Genomic DNA, 18276 nt, shown 5'->3' with positions numbered 1-18276 from the left:
TCGTGGCGGGCACCCGAGACCTGGTTAGGCGGACAGTCGCGCGCGAACGGCGGCGGCGACCCGTCCCCCCTCCGCGCGACCGGCGACCTTCGGGTTGACGACCTTCATGACCTGGCCCATCGTCTGGGGGCCGGCGGCGCCCGTCTCGGCGACGGCCTCGTCGACGAGGCGGCCGAGCTCCTCGTCGGAGAGCTGCGCCGGCAGGTATTCCTCCAGCACCGCCTGCTCGTCCAGCTCCGCCTGCGCCTGCTCCGCGCGCCCGGCGTTCCCGAACGCCTCGGCCGCCTCCCGGCGCTTCTTGGCCTCCTTGGTCAGCACCTTGATGATCTCGTCGTCGGAGAGCTCCCTGGCCGCCTTGCCGGCGACCTCCTCGACGTTGACCGCGGCCAGTGCCATACGAATCGTCCGGAGACGTACCTCGTCCCGGCTCTTCAGCGAGGCCGTGAGATCGGCCTTCAGCTTGTCCTTCAATGCGCTCATGCGGTCCATCTTGCCGCTTGTACGGACGGCTACGCGCTCACGTAGCCCCATCTCACGTACTCGGGACGCCTGGCGCCGGATGTCGGGCATCATGAATGGGTGAGGAAAGCTGCCGCCATACCACTGTCCATCCTCGGCCTCGGCCTGGCCGGTCTGGGTTACGCCTCTGTCGTCGAACGCAACTGGTTCCGGCTGCGGCGCTTCGACGTGCCCGTGCTGGAGCGCGGGCAGCGGCCCGTACGCATCCTCCACCTGTCCGACCTGCACCTGACGCCGGGCCGCAGGATGCTGATCAACTGGGTCCGCTCGCTGGGCTCCCTGGAGCCCGACCTGGTCGTCAACACGGGCGACTCGATCGCCCACCCTGAGGCCGTACCCGCGCTCCTGCACGCCCTGGAGCCCCTGCTGGCCCGCCCCGGTATGTTCGTGTACGGCTCCAACGACCTCTACGCGCCCAAGCCCAAGAACCCGGCCCGCTACCTCTGGCGCACCTCCAAGAACGAGCGCCGCCAACACGTCCCGACCCTCCCCTGGGAGGAGCTCGGCGCCGGCATGGCGGCCGAGGGCTGGCTCGACATGAACAACACCACCGCCCGCCTCAAGATCGGCGACCTCGACGTGGCGGTGGCGGGCATCCACGACTCCCACATCGACCGCGACCGCTACGACCTGGTCGCCGGCCCCGCTCCGGCCGACGCCGACCTCCGCCTCGGCGTCATGCACTCCCCCGAGCCCCGCAACATGACCCGCTTCGCCGCCGACGGCTACCAACTCCTCCTGGCCGGCCACACGCACGGCGGCCAGCTGTGCATCCCGTTCTACGGCGCCCTGGTCACCAACTGCGGCATCGACCGACCTCGCGTCAAGGGCCTCAACCGCCACGACAACGCCTGGCTGCACGTCTCGGCCGGCCTGGGCACCTCGCCGTACGCCCCGGTCCGCTTCGCCTGCTTCCCGGAGGCCTCGTTGCTCACCCTGGTCCCGCGCCGATAAACGCGGTCACAAGCACCCGCGAAGTCAGCTAGACTTCTCAAGCACGCGCAAGAGGGCGTGCACCGGGGTGTAGCGCAGCTTGGCAGCGCGCTTCGTTCGGGACGAAGAGGCCGTGGGTTCAAATCCCGCCACCCCGACCCGCAGGTCAGAGGCCCTTTCCGGAGCAATCCGGGGAGGGCCTTTCACATGATCGTGCGTCACACATGCGTCAAGATCGCTAATTTGCGGTGTCGGCGGTACGCCGCGCCCACGACTTGATGGCCTTCTCGTGCGCGTCCGGAGCGAGATGGCTGTAACGCATCGTGGTCTCAAAACTTTCGTGGCCGAGCAGCTCCTTAAGGATCTGTGCCCGACATGATCTTTCAGCGGTTGGTACTCGTGGTGGTGGATGCTGTCGTGAGCAAGTTCTGTTGATCAATCACTCCAAAATTCGTTGGACGTCTGCCGGGCATTCTGCGAGCATCCGCACGGTGACAGATGAAGCCGATCGCCAAATGTCGCTCCCCACCAGTCCGAAGCATGTGCGCTTTGTCGAGTTGTCGAGCACCGCGATGTCCGCCCTGCTCGATGGGGATCTGCCCACAGCCAGCAATACGACTGGGGTCGCTCTGACCGAGTACTTTGTGACAGACACGGCACGGGAGCTGTGGCGGTTTCGGATCGACCAGATGGCCGCCGATCCCGGCCACGCACAGTGGATGGTACGGCAGGCGGTAACCGGGCCTGAAGGTGTCGTCATCGGTCACGCCGGGTTTCACGGACCGCCCGATGAGGCGGGCATGATAGAGATCGGATACGCGGTTGCTCCCGACTTCCGTCGCCAGGGGTATGGCCGAGCCATCCTGATCGAGTTGCTGCGTCGGGCCGCGGACGAACCGGCGGTCAAGACCGTACGGGCGACGATTAGCCCCGATAACGTGGCGTCCCTGGCCACGATCGCCGGCTTCGGATTCGTCCAGGTCGGAGAAGACTGGGACGAACAACTCGGTCTCGGGCTCATCTTTGAAGTCCCTGCCAACCGCAGCTGCTAGGTGCAACCAGCCGGTGAAGGTTACCGGTCACAGCATTAACGACCAAGGGTCGGCATTGGCAGCGGACCGCGTGGGCTTGTCGTTGATCGCAGTTCGCCGCCAGCCAGCCAGCCAAGATCAAAGGCTTGGGATGATCCCCGACCTGATCCTCATCCCGAGCCCCGCTCTCATCCTGTTGCTTTCAGCGGTGAAGCTGGCTCGGCATACAGCTCCTAACACGGGAAAGGCCCCGCGATCACGTTAGTGATCACGGGGCCTTTCCCATTCGATCTACTTCGCCAACGGCGTCTTCCCTCAGGAGAGGCGGGGCGGCCCCATCTCTCACGGCTGGAGGGCTTCCAGGCGGGGCCTCCCCAACCCCACTCAAGGAGCTTTGAATGGACCTACAGATGGTGTTGAACACCGCAGCGACCAGCAGGGCTGCGAATGGGTCCATCGGGAGTCTCTTCCAGATTAAGTTCTGGAGTTACAGAGTTGCGTTCTTAATCCGGCTAGTTACGGGGCGAATCCGGCCCAGCTAACTGCCCCGCCGGGGTCCGGCCAGACCGACCGCTTAGCGAAGTCGGGCTCGCGGTCGACAACCATGCTGATGCTGTCGGTTATGGTGGCGGCATGGGTTGTTTCGCCGCTATGAACATCCGCGCCGCTGCTTAGCGGCGGTATCGCGGTTGCCTAAACCGCGGCCTCATTGCCTGCCCCGCTGGGGTCAGTGCCAGGGCGTACCGCCGGATCAGTGTCCCGCCGGCAGCCCAATCGCGTGTCTCGCTGTGCTGCCGGATCGTCCTGCGTGATCCGGGGAGCACATCCATGTCGCAGCAGTTCCATCCAACGCACCAAGATCCTTTCCCTCGTACGTCCGAGGCATCCCTCACCGTCGCCGACAAGCCGGCCGCAGCCACCGCGAAAGCGAAGCCGGACCATGACGTGCGGCCCGAACCCGCCAAGCTTCTCCTGATGGTCGGGCTCCCCGGCGCCGGGAAGACCACCCGGGCCGCAGAACTCGCCGCGGCGCACCGCGCGCTGCGGCTGACCCCGGACGAGTGGATGATCTCCCTGTTCGATGGGTCGCAGCCCGACGGCAAGCGCGACATCCTGGAAGGACGGCTCATCGCACTAGCCCTGCAAGCGCTGCAGCTGGGCACCAACGTCGTGCTCGACTTCGGGCTCTGGAGCCGCGACGAACGGTCGGCACTGCGCTGGCTGGCAACATCGGCCGGGGCAGTCTGCCAAGTCATCTACCTGCCTATCGACAAGGACGTCCAACGCGCCCGGATCGCACACCGCCAGGTCACCGCACCGCACACGACATTTCCGATGAGCGAGGCGGACATCGACACATGGCGGAAGCAGTTCCAGGCACCAGATGCCGCCGAACTCGGCGGCGGCGACATCCCCGGCCCGCCACCGGGGTGGCTGGGCTGGCCGGAGTGGGCCGCGGACCGATGGCCCTCGCTTGCACACGGCAACGCCTCCGGGTTCCAACTGGAGGACGGGATCGCCGTCACCGAGCAGGGGTGGACGCGCGACCTCTAGGCCACCAGTTGAGCGGTCCGGCCAGGCGCATAAGGCTCGGCACCAGCACCGCCCTGATCACGGTCGCGTCCACCAGCACGGCCACCGCCATACCGACGCCCAGCATCTGCACGAACATCACCTGCGCGGTGGCGTACGCGGCGAAGGTGAGCGCCAGAATGCCGCCGGCCGCGGTGATCAGCGGAGCGCCCCGCTGCAGGCCGGCGGCCACCGCCTGCTCGGTGTCCCCGGTCCTGTCGTACTCCTCCTTGATCCGCGACAGCAGAAACACCTCGTAGTCCATCGACAGGCCGTAGGCCACACAGAGCATGAGGATGGGGATGCTGGGGTCGAGCGTGCCCGTCGGGGTGAAGCCGAGGAGACCCGACAGGTTGCCGTCCTGGAAGATCCAGACGATGGCGCCGAACATGACGCCGAGGCTGAGGACGTTCAGCAGGGTCGCCTTGATCGGGATGATCAGGCTGCGCGTCATGAGGAACAGGACCACGAATGTCACGCCCAGCATGAGCGCGAGCACCAGCGGCAGCCGGTCCACTACCGAGGCCCGGTAGTCGGACAGCTCGGCGGGATAGCCGCCGACCAGCACCTCGAAGGGCGGCGGCACCGCGCGTACGGCCTGGACGAGCCGCACGGGGTCGTCGGCCAGGGCCGCGGCCGACGGGACCACCGACAGCCACGTGCCCTCGCCCTGGAACCTGGACGGGTCCCCGTCACCCACCCGCTGCCCGCCGGCGAACGACCCGGCGGCAGAGTCCACCTGGGCCACGCCGGGCAGCCGGGACAGGCTCGTCGCGTACGCCGTGACGTCCGCCGTCACCGCCTTGCGCGAGACCAGCTGGATGGCGTCGGTCTCCTCGGCGGGGAACGACTGACGCACGACCTCCTGCGTCTGCCGGGAGGACGCCTCCAGGGGCAGGATGCGGTCGTCGGCCACGCCGAAGCGCAGGCCCAGGAAGGGCGAGGCCAGCACCAGCAGCAGCACGGTCGCCAGGCCGCCGAACACCAGTGGCCGGCGCATCACGCGAGTGGCCAGCCCGTGCCAGAACCCCGCCGCCCGCTCCGGCCGCTCCCGTCTGGGCAGCATCGTGCCGCCGATGGAGGCGAGTACGGCGGGCAGCACCAGCACGGCCGCGACCAGGCCGCCGATGACGACGGCGATGCCCGCGTACGCGAAAGAGCGCAGGAAGTCGAACGGCAACGCGAACAGCACGGCCAGTGACGTGGCCACGGTCAGGCCGCTGAACAACACGGTCCGGCCGGCGTGCTCGACCGCGCCCGCGACGGCCGCCGCCCGGTCCTTGCCGCCCCGCATCTCCTCGCGGAAGCGCTGGATCACGAAGAGGCAGTAGTCGATGCCGAGGCCGAGCCCCATGGCCAGCGTGAGATTCAGAGCGAACGTCGAAATTTCAGTAAATGTCAGGACGCCACGGAGCAGTGCGAGCCCGATCATCATCGCGAACAGGCCGGCCAGGATCGGCACCAGGGCCGCCATCGCGCGCCGCTGGTAGAGCCAGAGCAGCACGAACGCCAGCGGGAAGATGACCAGCTCGGCCCGGACGAAGTCCTGCCTGGCCAGCGGCACGGTCTCACGGAAGACCTCCTCCCCTCCCCCGGCCCGCACCTGCAGCAGGTCGGTGCCCCGGGTGATCTCGGGGATGAGCCTGGGCAGCACCTATGCCCGCACGTGGTCGGCGTCCCCCGGGATGCGGACCACGATGAGCGCGTGCCTGCCATCCTCGCTGCGCATCGTGGCGGGTCTGCCGCGGGTCCAGTACGAGTCCGCCTCGGCGACGTCGGCCTCGTCCCCGATCCGGGCGGTCAGCTCCCTGCCCGCGGCCTCGACCGCCGGATCGTCCACCGTCCCGCTCTTGGCGGTCACCAGGAAGATCATGTCGGGGTTGCCGGTGTCGAACCGCTCGACCAGCTCGGCCTGCGCCCGGTCGGACTCCGAGCCCGGGGCTTCGAACCTGGCCAGCGACAGCCGGGGCACCGCGCCCGCGGCGAGCACTCCGGCCGCGATCAGGCCGAGCAGGGCCAGCGTCAGGACGAGCCGGCGGCGGCGTACCAGAAAGTAGCCGAGCCTGCGCAGCGGCGGCTCCGCGGTGGCCGCGTGGACGGGGCGGAGCCGCGCGCTGACCGTCATCGCGTGGGTCTCAGGGAGGTTCGCATGGGGTCTCCGATCAAAACTCGGTAAACTACTCGTGTTTGCTGTCCTGAACCAGAAATACAAGTAAATGCTCGTATTTGTCAACGAGGTGCCGCATGGCTGAACGCACGGTCCGCCGACAGGCGCGGGGTCTGAAGCGCATGGCGGAGATCCTCGACGCCGCCGAACTGGTGATCGCCGAGGTCGGGTACCCGGACATGACGACGAACCAGGTCGCCGCGCGGGCGGGGATGTCGCCGGGCTCGCTGTATCAGTTCTTCCGCAACAAGGAGGAGATCCTGGACGGGCTGGTGTCCCGCTACACCGACGACCGCCAGGAGTTCTGGGCCGCCAGGCTGGCCGAGGTCACCCCGGACGTCCCGCTGGAGGTGCTGGTGGGGCAGCTCGTGGACGAGAGCGTGCGGTTCAAGAGCCGCTCACCGGCATACTGGTCGCTGCTCTACGGCTCGGCCACGGGCGACAGGTTCGCCGGGGCCTCGCAGCGGCTGCACGAGGACATCGCCGGGCAGATCGCGGGCATGCTGCGCCGCCTGCGGCCGGGACTGTCCGAGCACCGGGCCCTGCTCATGGGCACGATGGTGTTGTCGATGGTGAAGGCGGTGATGCCTATGATCACCACCGGGTCGCCCGAGCGCAGCGCCGAGCTCGTGGACGAGCTCAAGCACATGCTCGTGAGCTACCTGAGCTAAGGGCCGTTTCCTGGGTTCTGTGACTACTCGACGGATTCTCAACAAATCCTCAACACCTGTAAACCTACATTTCCGGACATGAGATCCGTAGGAAAGATCGCCACGCTGGCCGTGGCGACCGCGCTCACCTCCGGCGTGCTGGTCTCCTCAGCGCACGCCACCAGCGCCACCGAAGGCGCCACCAAGGCCTCGGCCGCTCTGTGGCCCTGCGTCGTCCAGGCGAAGTGGGCGGTCAAGGTGCACAAGCGCCAGAGCCTCAGCTCCGGCTACCGGGTGGCCAAGAAGGGCACCAAGTTCCACGGCTACTGCTGGGACAACAAGCCCACCTGGAAGTGGACCGAAGTCTGGAACCTGGGCGGCGGGGGACACGGGTACGTCTGGCACACCGGGCTCAAGATGGTCCGCTAGGTCGAATCGCGCAGAGCAGCCCGCGACCGCCCGCCGGACGGGCCTGATCAGGCGTACTCGACTTATTGCCCAGAAGTGGAAGAAGCAGATGATCAATAGCTCTGAATCAGGCAGTCGCATGGCCACCTCACACGCCCTGGAAGATCACCTGGCGGAGTGGTCGCTGCAGACCGGGATCACCGTGGAGATATGGGCTCTGCCGGAACAACCGCTTCCCGCCCTCATCACCGAGATCGTCCATGGCACGATCCGTGACGTTCTGCAGGAAGTGGAACGGCAGGCACGGGCCCGTACCGTCTCCATCGCCCTCACCGTGGCTCCCGGCGGGCTGCGCTTGACCATCAGCGATGACGGCCTCGGCACGTCGGCCAAGGCATATGGGGCCAGCCTGAGCGGCAGACGGGACGAGCTCGCGGGAATAGGCGGCCGCCTCACCGTCAATGGCGTACCAGGAAATGGCACCACGGTGAGCGCCGCAGTACCCCGAAGGGCCTTCGGCTAGCTTTGCGCTGGCGCGTCCGTCTCGATCCAAGGTCGTGGAAACAGAGCGGAGGGGCTCACCAAGGCCCTACTGGCTAGGGGCACATCGTGAATGGTTCGATGCCAGGCAGGTGGCGGGACCATTCACTGGCGGTGAGCGTACGACCGGCGCGCACGCACAGGGTCGCGGCCACGTGCCGCTCGTCCACGTCGAACACACGGATCGTGCCGTCGGGGGCGGCGGTGTGGAGTTTCGTGCCGTCCGCGGAGAATGCCACCCACCCGCCGTCGGCGCCGTCCGCCGCCTGCTTGCCGTCGAAGACGACGCCCAGCGGTCGCCGGCTCGGCACGTCCCAGAGACGTACGCGCAAGCCCTTCTCGTACGTCGCGATCGTGCGCCCATCAGGCGACCAGGCCAGCATGGTGACCTCGCTGCCCGGCACCGCGGGGAACTCGGCGATTCTGGTCCTGACGTCGCCGTCCCACAGAGTGAGCCGGCCGGGCCCGGAGAAGGCCACCTGCCGGCCGTCCGGGCTGAAGGCGAAGGCGCCGGCGAGCTGCCCGGTGCCCTGTTCGGGAGGCAGGGTGGCGCCCTTCTCCGGATCGATGAGCTGGAGCGGGTTTCCGGTCACGAGCAGCCGTCCGTCGGGGCGGAAGGCGAGGTCTTTCACGCCTGTCCCGGTCTCCGCTCGTCGAGATCCGCGTTCGAGGTCCCACAGTTCGACGCGACCGCGCTCCCCAGAGCGCGACACGGCCAGCGTGCGTCCGTCCGGACTGAACGCCAGCGCTTGGGCGCCCTGCTCGACACCGCCCCCCAGCTTGAGCCGGGCCGACACCTTATACCCGGGCAGATCCACAATGTGGACTGTGTCGTCGGCGGCCAGGGCGAGCCGGCGGCCGTCGGGGCTGAAAGCGGTCGCGCCGCCACCGCCCGACCGGCTGATCAGTTTCAGCAAAGCGCGGCCCGTCGCCGTGTCCCTGGCCTCTATCCGGTCCCCCCAGATCGCGGCCAGCACGTGCGCGGAGGGGGCCAGCCGTACGTTCCCGCTCTCGCTGCCGCCGCCGATCGGCCGGTCGAACACCATCGAGACGTCCTCGGTGTGGACGGCGCCATGTTCGTCCAGATAGCGGACGGCCCGGTCGGCGAGGTCGAAACGGAGCCCGCCGACGAAGGCGGGCATGGCCTGGCTGTACACCGAGTCAAAGAAGCTGGGCATGGCCTGGCTGTCCACCGTGTTAGGGGTGGAGCGCCGCTGCAAGGTCAGTCGCTCCCGGCCGCCCCAGTTGGCGATGAATGCGTCGCCGAAGACGAACCCGGCCTCCGGGCCCACCCCGCCCCCCGGGCCCGCCCCGCCCTCCTGGCCCATCACCCCCTCGCCGGACGGCAGCTCGAACATACGGATCCTGCTCGTCTCTCTCGAATTCACCAGCTCCGTGGTCATCATCATCTTGCCGTCGTCGCTGAAGGTGGTCTGGTTGATGACGCCCTTGTCCCGCTCGGGCGGGATCGGCGTCCTCTTGCCCCGGCGCAGGTCCCACAACTCCGCGTTATAGCCCTTCACCACGTAGCCGAAGCGGCCGTCGCGGCTGATCGCGTTGAGCGCGGCTCCCGAGGGAGCGGTGAGCCGCTTACGCTTGGCGACGTCCCACCATTCGGGCAGGGCCTTCGCTCCCCAGGGGATGGCGAGGTAGCGCCCGGAGCCGTCGAAGCTCAGTGTGCCGCCGCCCGATCGCCTGCCTTGACGGGCGATGGGGGCGCCGAGCGGTCTTCCGGTGCGCGTGTCCCACAGCCGTACCCCCTCCTGGTCGAGGAGGGCCAGGGTGCGCCCATCGGGGGCGAGCGCGGCTTGGAACACCCCCGCGCTCACCCCGGACAGCACGCCGATCCGCCGTTGGCCGGTGACATCCCAGATCCTGGCCGTCCCGCCGTCCACGGACACGAGCACACGGCCGTCCTGGCTGAGGTTCTGCACGGTCGCGGCCGTGTAGTCGGGGTCGAGGAAGACGGAGGTCGCGGTCTGAGAGAGCGAGTCGTAGAGCGCGCCGCGGGTCTCGGGCAACTCCGGGCTCAACCGCCAGCCGGCCACGCTCAGCAGCTTCGCGACCTGAGGATCGCTCTGCCGCAGGTCGGCGGCTCGCAGCGCGAGCTCCCGCGCCAGCGCGTCGTCGCGCTGGCGGCTCGACTCCCTGCGCAGGTACTCCGCGGTGCCGAGCCCGCCGAGCGCGACCACGAGCAGTACGGCCAGGGCCGCCGCGACCAGACGGCGTCTCCTCGCCCTCGTACGGGCCAGGCTCACCGCCTCGTCGAGGAACTCGCGTTCGCGCCGTCCCAGCGTGAGGTCCTTGTGCGCGGTGGCGGCCCACTGCAGCGTCCGGTCGAGTGCCGAGCCGTGCAGCAGGTCGGCCGGTCTTCTGCCGTGCTCATTCCACAGCGCGGCCGCCTCGGCGAGTCGCCGGTGAACGGGCAGCCCTTCGCGGTTGCCCGCCACCCAATCGCGCAGCCGGGGCCAGGCGTGCAGGAGCCCGGGCGTGGCCAGCTCGTACGCGGCGCCGGACCGCGTGACCAGGCCCGCGGCGCCGAACACGGTGAGCATCGCGTCCACGGCCTGCGAGTCCGGCAGCTCGTCCCTGCCGACGGGCCGGAGTTCGTCGCCGTCGATCATCCGCAGGAACACCTCGGGCGCGGTCGCACGCTCGGCCTCGGTCAGCTCTCCGTAGAGCTCCTCCGCGATCGCGCCCAGATCGGGCTCGGGCCGTCCGGTCAGTGCACCCGCCTGTGTAAGGCCGCGTTCGAGCAGGTCATCGCCGCGGCCGAGCGGCGCCTCACCGCCATGGCCCAACAGCCGCAGCAGCACCTCCCCGGCGGCCGGCCGCTCCGTGGGATCCCGGGCAAGCGCTGCGGCCACCAGCGCGTTCAGCGGTTCAGGCAGGCCGTACACGTCCGGCTCGAACTCCATCACCCGCCCAATGACGGCGGCCGGATCCCCCTCCTCAATCACGTCCTTGCCCCGGGCCGCGAACAGCACCACCATCGCCCACGCCCACAGGTCGGCCGCCTCGCTCGCGCCCCGCCCCGAGAACACCTCCGGCGGCATGTATCCGGGCGTGCCCATGATCGGCCCGCTCGTCGTCGGCCCCACCTCACGGGCCACACCGAAATCGATCAGGCGCGGTCCGTCCGGCCCCATGATGATGTTGTCCGGCTTGAGATCGCGATGCACAATCCCGCACTGGTGGATGGCGGTCAGCGCGGTCGCCACCCCGATCGCCAGCCGGCGCAGCGCGTCCTTCTCGTACGACCCCGACTCCGCCACCACCCGCCGCAGGCTCGGCCCTGGCACGAACTCGCTGACGATGTACAGCGGCGCTGAATTGACCTGTGCCTCGATCACCTTGGCGGTGCAGAACGAGGCCACCTGCTGGGCCGCCGCCGCCTCCTTCGCGAGTCTGGCGCGTGATTCGGCGCTGTCGTACCGGGGGACCTTGATCGCGACCCGCTCTCCCGCCTCCCCGTAGCCCTCGTAGACGACGCCTTGGCCACCCGCGCCCAGCCGGCCGGCCAGCCAGTAACGACCCAAACGCCGCGGGTCGGATGGGGTGAGAGGAGCTATTGAGCGTGCCATTTCGGGAAACTCCGGATGGGCTGAAGATCAAGGACATCAACCAGGTGCTGAACACCGGCGTGGAGCCCAAGCACGCCGAGAGCGTACGCGGGGTCGGCCAGGGCGCGACGAGTCATGCGGCGAGCATGTCGAGCGGTCCGCCGACAAGCACCAGAGCGAACGCCGCCCAGCGGAACAGATGCAGCGGCCGAGTGCGATGCAGGAGCTCCTTCGCGTGCGCCGACGGCGGATCACCTGTGCCGGGCACGAGCCGTGCCCTCGCTGGGGCCGCCCGCACCACTGAGCGGACCGGGCTCCTACGCGTGAGGTCACTTGGCGTGTGGATAGGCGACCATGGTGTTTGTGGAGTCTTCCCAGAACAGACCGTATCCGGAGTAGTCGCCGAAGGGAGCCACGACGTAGTTGCCGAGCTGGACCTGGCCTGTGGCGAGGTCGATGGTGACCCGCGGGTCGGCCTGGTCGGCAGTCGAGGCGCCGATGCCGAAGGCGACGCCGTCATCGGTCACACCGGTCAGATGGACCGGCTTGTCGCGGTCGGTCTCCTCGAAGCAGTGGCCGGTGCCTTTGTCCAAGTCGAAGGCCGTGTGGCTGCGGACGAGATAGCGGCCGTCGGCAGACAGGGAGGCCCCCTTGGAGTCGTCGGCCGTCACGCCCTGATCCGGCGCGCAGTCGACCTTGGCGCGAGCCTTTCCCGTGGCGGGGTCCAGGACGGCCCACGTGTCGTTGGGCACGCCTTCATCGCGCCACTGCGCGACGAGGGAGTCCTTGACCGGGGCGATGAAGAGCTTGTGGTCGCTGTTGGTGGTGAGAGTTCCGCCTGACCAGGCTCCCGGCACCCAGTAGTGGCGGCGGGGCTGGGTGTTGGTAGCCAGCAGCGGCCCGCGAGGGGTGACCGCTACGGCCTTGGTCGAGCCGAAACACAGCTTGCACTCGCTGGCTGGGGGTTTCATCTTCCTCAGGTCGTACGTCTTCGTCGCGCCGGTGGCCGGATCCACGGTCACCACCACGTCGTTGTCCAGCCGCACCAGCAGTCCGCCACCGCCGTTGGTGACCGCACCCTCGCCGTCCAGTTCGAGATGGTGAGCCGGTTTGACGCCGTCTCCAGCGGCACGGGCCGGGAAGATGTCGATCGTCGTGACCTGCCGGCCCTTGCTGACCACGTCCGCGCCCTGAAAGCCGGACGCGGAGGCGACCAGGTAGTCCATTCCCCGCACGGTGACCGAGAACGCTGACATCAGGCCGGGGCCCTTCACCTCGCTCTTCCACAGACTTTGGCCGCTGGTCACATCGAGCACGGTGAAGGTGCCGTCGTTCTTGCCGCCCTGCCGGAAGACGGCGACCGCCCCGGAGTGCGGCAGGGTGAGCTGGTCCCCCGGCAGGTCCGACTCCCAGCCGCGGGAGGTGTCATAGAGGCTGGGCACCGACAGCTGTGTCTTCGGCGCGACACGCTCAGGAGAGGCGGACGAGGACGGCATCGGCGTGCCGGTCCGGGGCCCGTGCGACTTTCCCGAATCATCGCTTCCCGCACCTCCTCCGCAGGAGGTGAGAAGACCTGCGGCCACCACTGCCACGATTACGCGCCTGGGCCGATTCACGCGAGTCCTCCATAAAAACAGAACGTATCGGGCGCCAATAGATGGGCATCCTTGATCCGGAGTCCCCGCCGGGGGCACTCTCTTTCAACGCCACTCGATTTTCAACGCCACTCGATTTTCAACGCCACTCGATGAACGCGGCAGTGTCGCCGAGCGTGGAGAAGTAGTCTCCGAAGCCCCCGACCGGTGTCTGCTTCCGGCCCGCGCTGTTCGCCGGTCGCTGAACTGGAAACGAGGCTTGCTGCCAGGACCAGTGAGAAAAGGGTCGCCGCTGCTCTCGGCCCGAGGTTGCAGTGGAAGTAGATCACCTGCCCCTGCCGAGCCTGGTCACGTTCCCGCACCGGTCCATGTAGGGCCCCTTCTTGAGGTTGTAGGAGCCCTTCATCACGCCGTAGCCGCCGTCCACGTTGGAGATGGAGTCGTCGTACACGGCACATGGAGAGCCGACGCGGCCGGCCCGTTCACGAGTGTCGCCGCCATGATCGCGCCGGTCGTAACCAGCATGCCAACCGCCTTGGTCCCGAATCGCATGTTGCCCTCTTTGTCCTGTTGACCAGCTGGCGATCCACATGGTGCGCCGGACGGTGTTGAGAACTTGTTGAGGATTCGTTGAGGGGACCGGCATGGGGACGGGGCGCAGGCCGGCCCCGGGTCCAGCCGAGATACGGGTAGAACCGGCCATGAGGCCAGTTGGGGCGTTCGGCCGGTGGAAGGTCAGGTCCCGGAAGTTGCGGATACGGCCGGAAGCCGAAGACCTCGGTCTCCCCTGTCCCTGCTGTCCCTCATCCACGCCAGACCTGCGGATGTGTGCGCCACGGGAGGAGGACATCTCAGGGACGTGATGTCTATCGCTGTCCTTGATCCACAGGACGCCGACATCGGCCCGCAGGCCATTTTCAGAGTTCGATCTGAGGGGTAGGCGCGAGCTGGCTACAGTGGCGACGGCCAGCAGTCAAATGGAGTTAAGGCTGGCCGAAATCCAGAGGAGAACAGGAATGCGAAGAACCTGGCCACTGGCGCTGATGGCCCTCGCCACGGTTGTCATGGGCGGCGCGACGCCGGCGAGTGGCGACGCGGTCGTCAAGGCAACGAATTCGACGACGGCGACGGCAGCGGTCTGCGGCAGCTCGTCGCTGAACGGTCCGACCACACCGCCCGCCGGCGCGGTCGTGGTCCCTGCGGGTGACAACAGCGGCGTGGACTTACGCAAGGCGAACACCACGTACTACTTCCAGACCGGCACGCACACGCTGGGCACCGACCAGTACTCCCAGATCATGCCCGGCAACGGCGCGACGTTCATCGGCGCGCCCGGCGCGGTGCTGGACGGGCAGCGGCTGAACCGGTACGCGTTCACCCAGCAGGCGACCGGCGTCACGATCCGGTACCTGACCATCACCGGGTTCGTCGCGCCGCGCGATCAGGGTGTGGTCAATCACGACTCCGGCGACGGCTGGATCGTGGAGCACAACACGATCCGCGACAACTCCGGCGCGGGGCTGATGGCCGGAGCCACGAACCAGATCCGTGGCAACTGCCTCAAGGACAACGGACAGTACGGCCTGAACGCGTACAAAGAGGGCAACACCATCACCGGCCTGGTTGTGGCGGACAACGAGTTCACCGGCAACAACACCGAGGACTGGGAGCACCAGGAGCCCGGGTGCGGATGTACCGGTGGCATGAAGTTCTGGGCGGTCAACGGCGCCGACGTGACCGGCAACTGGGTCCACGGCAACCACGGGCCGGGGGTCTGGGCGGACACCAACAACAACGACTTCCTCATCGAGAACAACCTCATCGAGGCCAACGACTCGCTCGCGATCTTCTACGAGATCAGCTACAACGCCGTGATCCGCAACAACACCATCCGCGGCAACGCCTGGGCCTCCGGTGCCGAGCGGGCAACGAAGGGCGACCCGTTCCCCGAAGCGGCGATCTACCTGTCCGAGGCGGATGGTGAGCCCCGCTTGAAGGCGCGGACCAGCAAGATCGAGATCACTGGCAACCGGCTCGAGAACAACTGGGGCGGGATCACCGCGTGGGCGAACGCCGACCGGTTCTGCAACAGCCCCGCCTCGACGACCCGCGACTGCACGCTGATCGTCGGGCCGACCAACACCTCACAGTGCTCGGCTCCCGCCATCGCCGGCGAGCCGCTCTACACCAACTGCCGCTGGTGGACGAAGAACGTCGACGTCCACCACAACACGTTCGCCTTCAACCCCAGTGCCGTCAACGGCGGCTGCCCGACGCAGTACTGCGGGCACATGGCCCTGCTGTCCAACTGGGGCACGTACCCGGACTGGTCCCCGTACAAGGGCGCCGTGATCCAGCAGTCGATCGTCCACGGGTCGAACAACTCCTGGCACGACAACACCTACACAGGACCGTGGCAGTTCAGGGTCACCGACATGGGCACCCGCATCGCGCCCGGCCAGTGGGTCGGCCCCCAGTACGGCCAGGACGCCGGCAGCACGTTCGACGGCGGCACGCCCGTCCCGCCGGCGATCACCGAGCAGGACTTCGAGTCCGGCTCGACGATCTCGCCCTACTCCCCGTGGTACGGGACCAGCGTCGCGCACCAGACCGGCGGCGCGCATGGTGGCACGGGCTCGCTGCAGATGACCAGCACCCAGTCGGGCGGCAGCGCGGTGGCGCTTGACAACTTCCCCGGCTACAGCGGTGTGGTCGCCGGTACGAGCTACCACGTGTCGCTGTGGTATCGGGAGGCTGTGGCGACCATGCCCGCCGTCACGTGGAACGTGCGGTGGCGCGACGAGTCCGGCACGGTGCTGCGTACCGACGCCATCTCCCTGGCCCAGAAGACCGCCTGGACCGAAGCGGCCGGCACGTTCACCGCGCCCGCGGGCACGACCCGCGTCGACTGGACCTTTGTCTGGAACGCGAGCACCGCCGGGCCCGCTTTCCAGATCGATGATGTGGCAATCCGTCCCGGGAATGCTTGAGCAAAAGACCCGGTAACGGCGCTTCGCCCGCCTTCCTGGCACGCTACGCGCGAAAGAGCGGCTGCGACACGGAACCCCGCGTCGCAGCCGCTCTGAAAGCCATGCCGTTAGCGCTGCAGTGTCAGCACACCCGGCCGGTAGGGCAGGAGACCGTAGTCGCCGCCCGAGCTGGGGGCCCGTCCCTGGTAGAGCAACTGCAGATTGCAGGGATCAACGGTCATGGTCTGATCGGGGTTGGTGCGAACCAGATCGCCGTGGCTGATGTCGTTGGTCCAGGTGGCGCCGCTGTTGGCCTTGCCGGCGAAGGGATTGCCCTCGGTCGCGGCCTGCGGTGTCCACGTACCGCCCAGGCTGGTGGCCGTGAACGAGCGGAAGTAGCGACCCTGCGCGCCGATCGCCTCGACGAGCATGAGGTATCGGTTCTGGCCTTGGAGCTGGTAGACCTGAACGGCTTCGAACAGGTTGTTCGTCGTGTCGCTCATGATCGTCGTCGAGGTCGCGCCGAAACTGCCCGGGAAATTTCCGATGGGCATGCTGGCCCGGTAGATCTTGCCGTTGTCGCCGGCGAAGAACAGGTACATGTTGGTGCTGTCACCGATGAGTGTCTGGTCGATGGGTCCTGTGCTGGAGCCGGAGATGCTGCCGGAGAAGAGCACCTGCTGCGCTGACCAGCCATTCGGATTGGTGGGGTCGCTGGAGGTCCGGTAGGAGAAGGCGGTCCCACCCCACTGGTAGGCGAGCACCCAGATGTTCTTCGGGGCGAAGTAGAAGAGCGTCGGCGCGACAGTGGAAATGGACATCGTGTTCTGGCCGGCCGAGGCCATGTCGGACCAGTTGCTGAAGAGGCCGAAGTTCATCGAACCCCACCTCGTCCCCGTGTCGTGCGTCGTCGCATAGACGAGATGCCTGCCGTTGTAGACGACGTTGGTGAAGTCCTTGAGCGAGACCCATCCCGACTTCGGGGTCGCCAGCGGGCCCGTCGATGTCCAGCGGTACGTCGATGGAAGAGCGCACGTGCCGGTCGGCGTCGGTGTGGGCGTCGGAGTCGGTGTGGGGGTGGGCGTGGGGGTGCCGGGGTTGCCGCAGGTCACGCCGTTCAGAGCGAACGACGTGGGCACCGGGTTGCTGCCGTTCCACGAGCCGTTGAACCCGAAGGTGGTGCTGCCGCCGGAGGGGATGGAGGCGTTGTAGGAGACGTTGGTGGCGGTCACCGACGAGCCGGACTGGGTCTGGGTGGCGTTCCAGATCTGGGTGATCTGCTGGCCGGCGCCGAAGGACCAGGTCAGCCGCCAGCCGTCGACCGCGTCACCGAGGTTGTTGATGGTGACGCCGGCACCGAAGCCACCCTGCCAGCTCGAACTGATCGTGTAGTCGACCCGGCAGGCCACGGCGGCCTGGGCGGGCTGTGTGATCAGCAGGCCGGCTCCGGCCAGCAGGACCGCGATGGCGCCGATCACCAGGCCGCGGCGCGAGACCCGCCGGGGCGGCGCCGCGGCCGTGACGGCGGAGGGGTGCGCTGGCCAGGGCAGACGCATCAGTATTCTCCTCATCATCATGTCCGGCCTCTGTCAGGGGCTGGTGCAGGTGGCGGTCGGGGTGGCCGCGGTGCCGTTCGCGGTGAACCCGAAGGTCGTGGAGCCGCCGGCGGCGATGGAGCCGTTGTAGGCGGCGTTGCGTACGGTGACGCTGGAGCCGGACACGCTCTGCTGGCCGTTCCACAGGCTGCTGATGCTCTGCCCGCCGGGCCAGGTCCACCGCACGGTCCATGCGCTGATCGCCGCGCCGCCCGCCTGGACGGTCACCGTCGACTGGAAGCCGCCCTGCCAGCTGTTGGTCGTCGTGATCGTCGCCGCGCACCCGTCCGGGACCGGTGTCGGAGTCGGGGTGGGCGTCGGCGTCGGGGTCGGTGTCGGAGTGGGGTCGGGGTCCGGCGAGGCGGAGTTGAGGGCGTTGAGGACCGCGTCGTAGGCGGGCTTCTTGTTGCCGCCGCTGAACAGCAGCGGGGTGTCACCCGACCGCCACGAGTCCTGGTCGCGTACCCCCCACACCGTGATGCCGGCGCAACGGGCCACCGCCAGGCAGTCGTTCACCACGGCGGCGTAGGTCTGCGGAGAGGCGCCCTGGATGTCCAGCTCGGTGATCTGCACGTCCACCCCGAGGGCGGCGAAGCTGGAGATGGTGGTGCGGTAGTTGCTGTTGTACGGGCTGCCGCTGTTGAAGTGCGACTGCAGGCCGACGCAGTCGATCGGCACGCCGCGGGCCTTGAAGTCCTTGACCATGTTGTAGACGCCCTGCGTCTTGGCCCAGG

General features: G+C 68.1%; 15 protein-coding genes and 1 tRNA gene. 8 read left to right on the top strand and 8 right to left on the bottom strand.

Going from position 1 to position 18276, the window contains the following annotated elements:
* Positions 1 to 24: 24 nt before the first annotated feature.
* A complete protein-coding gene (locus tag AB0C30_RS41545) occupies positions 25 to 480 on the bottom strand; it encodes a GatB/YqeY domain-containing protein (RefSeq protein ID WP_357954463.1) in 456 nt (151 codons plus the stop codon).
* Positions 481 to 579: 99 nt separating this feature from the next.
* On the opposite strand from AB0C30_RS41545, the gene AB0C30_RS41540 reads away from it, so the two are divergent.
* The 4 genes from AB0C30_RS41540 (at position 580) to AB0C30_RS41525 (ending at position 4037) form a co-directional block, all read left to right on the top strand.
* On the top strand, positions 580 to 1473 hold the full coding sequence (locus AB0C30_RS41540; RefSeq protein WP_357954461.1) for a metallophosphoesterase: 894 nt from the start codon (positions 580 to 582) through the stop codon (positions 1471 to 1473).
* A gap of 63 nt (positions 1474 to 1536) precedes the next feature.
* Positions 1537 to 1610: transfer RNA gene (locus AB0C30_RS41535), tRNA-Pro, on the top strand.
* A gap of 333 nt (positions 1611 to 1943) precedes the next feature.
* Entirely contained in the window at positions 1944 to 2504 is a 561-nt protein-coding gene (locus AB0C30_RS41530; RefSeq protein ID WP_357954458.1) for a GNAT family protein, read from the top strand.
* 807 nt (positions 2505 to 3311) lie between these two features.
* Positions 3312 to 4037 (top strand): ATP-binding protein, encoded by a 726-nt coding sequence (locus tag AB0C30_RS41525; RefSeq protein WP_357954455.1) that lies wholly within the window; start codon positions 3312 to 3314, stop codon positions 4035 to 4037.
* Here the strand turns inward: AB0C30_RS41525 and AB0C30_RS41520 are convergent.
* Both AB0C30_RS41520 and AB0C30_RS41515 read right to left on the bottom strand, forming a co-directional pair.
* Positions 4006 to 5709, bottom strand: coding sequence for an MMPL family transporter (locus tag AB0C30_RS41520; protein WP_357954453.1), 1704 nt, complete (start codon positions 5707 to 5709; stop codon positions 4006 to 4008). The genes AB0C30_RS41525 and AB0C30_RS41520 overlap by 32 nt on opposite strands.
* The gene (locus AB0C30_RS41515) at positions 5710 to 6180 is read right to left on the bottom strand and encodes a hypothetical protein (RefSeq protein ID WP_357954451.1); all 471 of its coding nucleotides are present in this window, start codon (positions 6178 to 6180) and stop codon (positions 5710 to 5712) included. It abuts the gene before it with no gap.
* A 119-nt stretch (positions 6181 to 6299) separates the two neighbouring features.
* Between AB0C30_RS41515 and AB0C30_RS41510 the strand changes: the two genes are divergently transcribed.
* The 3 genes from AB0C30_RS41510 (at position 6300) to AB0C30_RS41500 (ending at position 7803) form a co-directional block, all read left to right on the top strand.
* Positions 6300 to 6893 (top strand): TetR/AcrR family transcriptional regulator, encoded by a 594-nt coding sequence (locus AB0C30_RS41510; RefSeq protein ID WP_357954449.1) that lies wholly within the window; start codon positions 6300 to 6302, stop codon positions 6891 to 6893.
* Between the two features lie 78 nt (positions 6894 to 6971).
* Complete coding sequence (locus AB0C30_RS41505) at positions 6972 to 7301, top strand: hypothetical protein (protein ID WP_357954447.1); 330 nt, start codon at positions 6972 to 6974, stop codon at positions 7299 to 7301.
* A 118-nt stretch (positions 7302 to 7419) separates the two neighbouring features.
* Positions 7420 to 7803, top strand: a complete 384-nt coding sequence (locus AB0C30_RS41500) for a hypothetical protein (RefSeq protein ID WP_357954445.1) — start codon at positions 7420 to 7422, stop codon at positions 7801 to 7803.
* 73 nt (positions 7804 to 7876) lie between these two features.
* On the opposite strand, the gene AB0C30_RS41495 is transcribed toward AB0C30_RS41500, so the two are convergent.
* From AB0C30_RS41495 to AB0C30_RS41485, 3 genes are all read right to left on the bottom strand, one after another.
* Positions 7877 to 11359 (bottom strand): WD40 repeat domain-containing serine/threonine-protein kinase, encoded by a 3483-nt coding sequence (locus tag AB0C30_RS41495; RefSeq protein ID WP_357954443.1) that lies wholly within the window; start codon positions 11357 to 11359, stop codon positions 7877 to 7879.
* A gap of 353 nt (positions 11360 to 11712) precedes the next feature.
* Complete coding sequence (locus AB0C30_RS41490; RefSeq protein WP_357954441.1) at positions 11713 to 12879, bottom strand: hypothetical protein; 1167 nt, start codon at positions 12877 to 12879, stop codon at positions 11713 to 11715.
* Between the two features lie 424 nt (positions 12880 to 13303).
* Complete coding sequence (locus AB0C30_RS41485; RefSeq protein WP_357954439.1) at positions 13304 to 13429, bottom strand: hypothetical protein; 126 nt, start codon at positions 13427 to 13429, stop codon at positions 13304 to 13306.
* A gap of 565 nt (positions 13430 to 13994) precedes the next feature.
* On the opposite strand from AB0C30_RS41485, the gene AB0C30_RS41480 reads away from it, so the two are divergent.
* Entirely contained in the window at positions 13995 to 15968 is a 1974-nt protein-coding gene (locus AB0C30_RS41480; RefSeq protein WP_357954437.1) for a right-handed parallel beta-helix repeat-containing protein, read from the top strand.
* A 107-nt stretch (positions 15969 to 16075) separates the two neighbouring features.
* Here AB0C30_RS41480 and AB0C30_RS41475 read toward each other — a convergent pair whose 3' ends face one another.
* Together AB0C30_RS41475 and AB0C30_RS41470 are read right to left on the bottom strand one after the other, a co-directional pair.
* Positions 16076 to 17503 (bottom strand): non-reducing end alpha-L-arabinofuranosidase family hydrolase, encoded by a 1428-nt coding sequence (locus tag AB0C30_RS41475; RefSeq protein WP_357954435.1) that lies wholly within the window; start codon positions 17501 to 17503, stop codon positions 16076 to 16078.
* A gap of 33 nt (positions 17504 to 17536) precedes the next feature.
* Positions 17537 to 18276, bottom strand: a 740-nt coding sequence (locus AB0C30_RS41470) for an endo-1,4-beta-xylanase (protein WP_357954433.1), incomplete at its 5' end; no start/stop codon positions are given.

It is taken from the genome of Nonomuraea sp. NPDC048901, assembly GCF_040649695.1.
Taxonomy (GTDB): Bacteria; Actinomycetota; Actinomycetes; order Streptosporangiales; family Streptosporangiaceae; genus Nonomuraea.
The sequence above is the reverse complement of the archived record's forward strand: the minus strand, read 5'-3'. Positions and strand labels throughout refer to the sequence as shown.

Excerpts from the sequence above, each read along its gene's own strand:
- AB0C30_RS41545 (WP_357954463.1), bottom strand. The coding sequence starts at position 480 with ATGAGCGCATTGAAGGACAAGCTGAAGGCCGATCTCACGGCCTCGCTG.
- AB0C30_RS41525 (WP_357954455.1), top strand. The coding sequence starts at position 3,312 with ATGTCGCAGCAGTTCCATCCAACGCACCAAGATCCTTTCCCTCGTACG.
- AB0C30_RS41515 (WP_357954451.1), bottom strand. The coding sequence starts at position 6,180 with ATGACGGTCAGCGCGCGGCTCCGCCCCGTCCACGCGGCCACCGCGGAG.
- AB0C30_RS41510 (WP_357954449.1), top strand. The coding sequence starts at position 6,300 with ATGGCTGAACGCACGGTCCGCCGACAGGCGCGGGGTCTGAAGCGCATG.
- AB0C30_RS41505 (WP_357954447.1), top strand. The coding sequence starts at position 6,972 with ATGAGATCCGTAGGAAAGATCGCCACGCTGGCCGTGGCGACCGCGCTC.
- AB0C30_RS41500 (WP_357954445.1), top strand. The coding sequence starts at position 7,420 with ATGGCCACCTCACACGCCCTGGAAGATCACCTGGCGGAGTGGTCGCTG.
- AB0C30_RS41490 (WP_357954441.1), bottom strand. The coding sequence starts at position 12,879 with ATGCCGTCCTCGTCCGCCTCTCCTGAGCGTGTCGCGCCGAAGACACAG.
- AB0C30_RS41480 (WP_357954437.1), top strand. The coding sequence starts at position 13,995 with ATGCGAAGAACCTGGCCACTGGCGCTGATGGCCCTCGCCACGGTTGTC.
- AB0C30_RS41475 (WP_357954435.1), bottom strand. The coding sequence starts at position 17,503 with ATGCGTCTGCCCTGGCCAGCGCACCCCTCCGCCGTCACGGCCGCGGCG.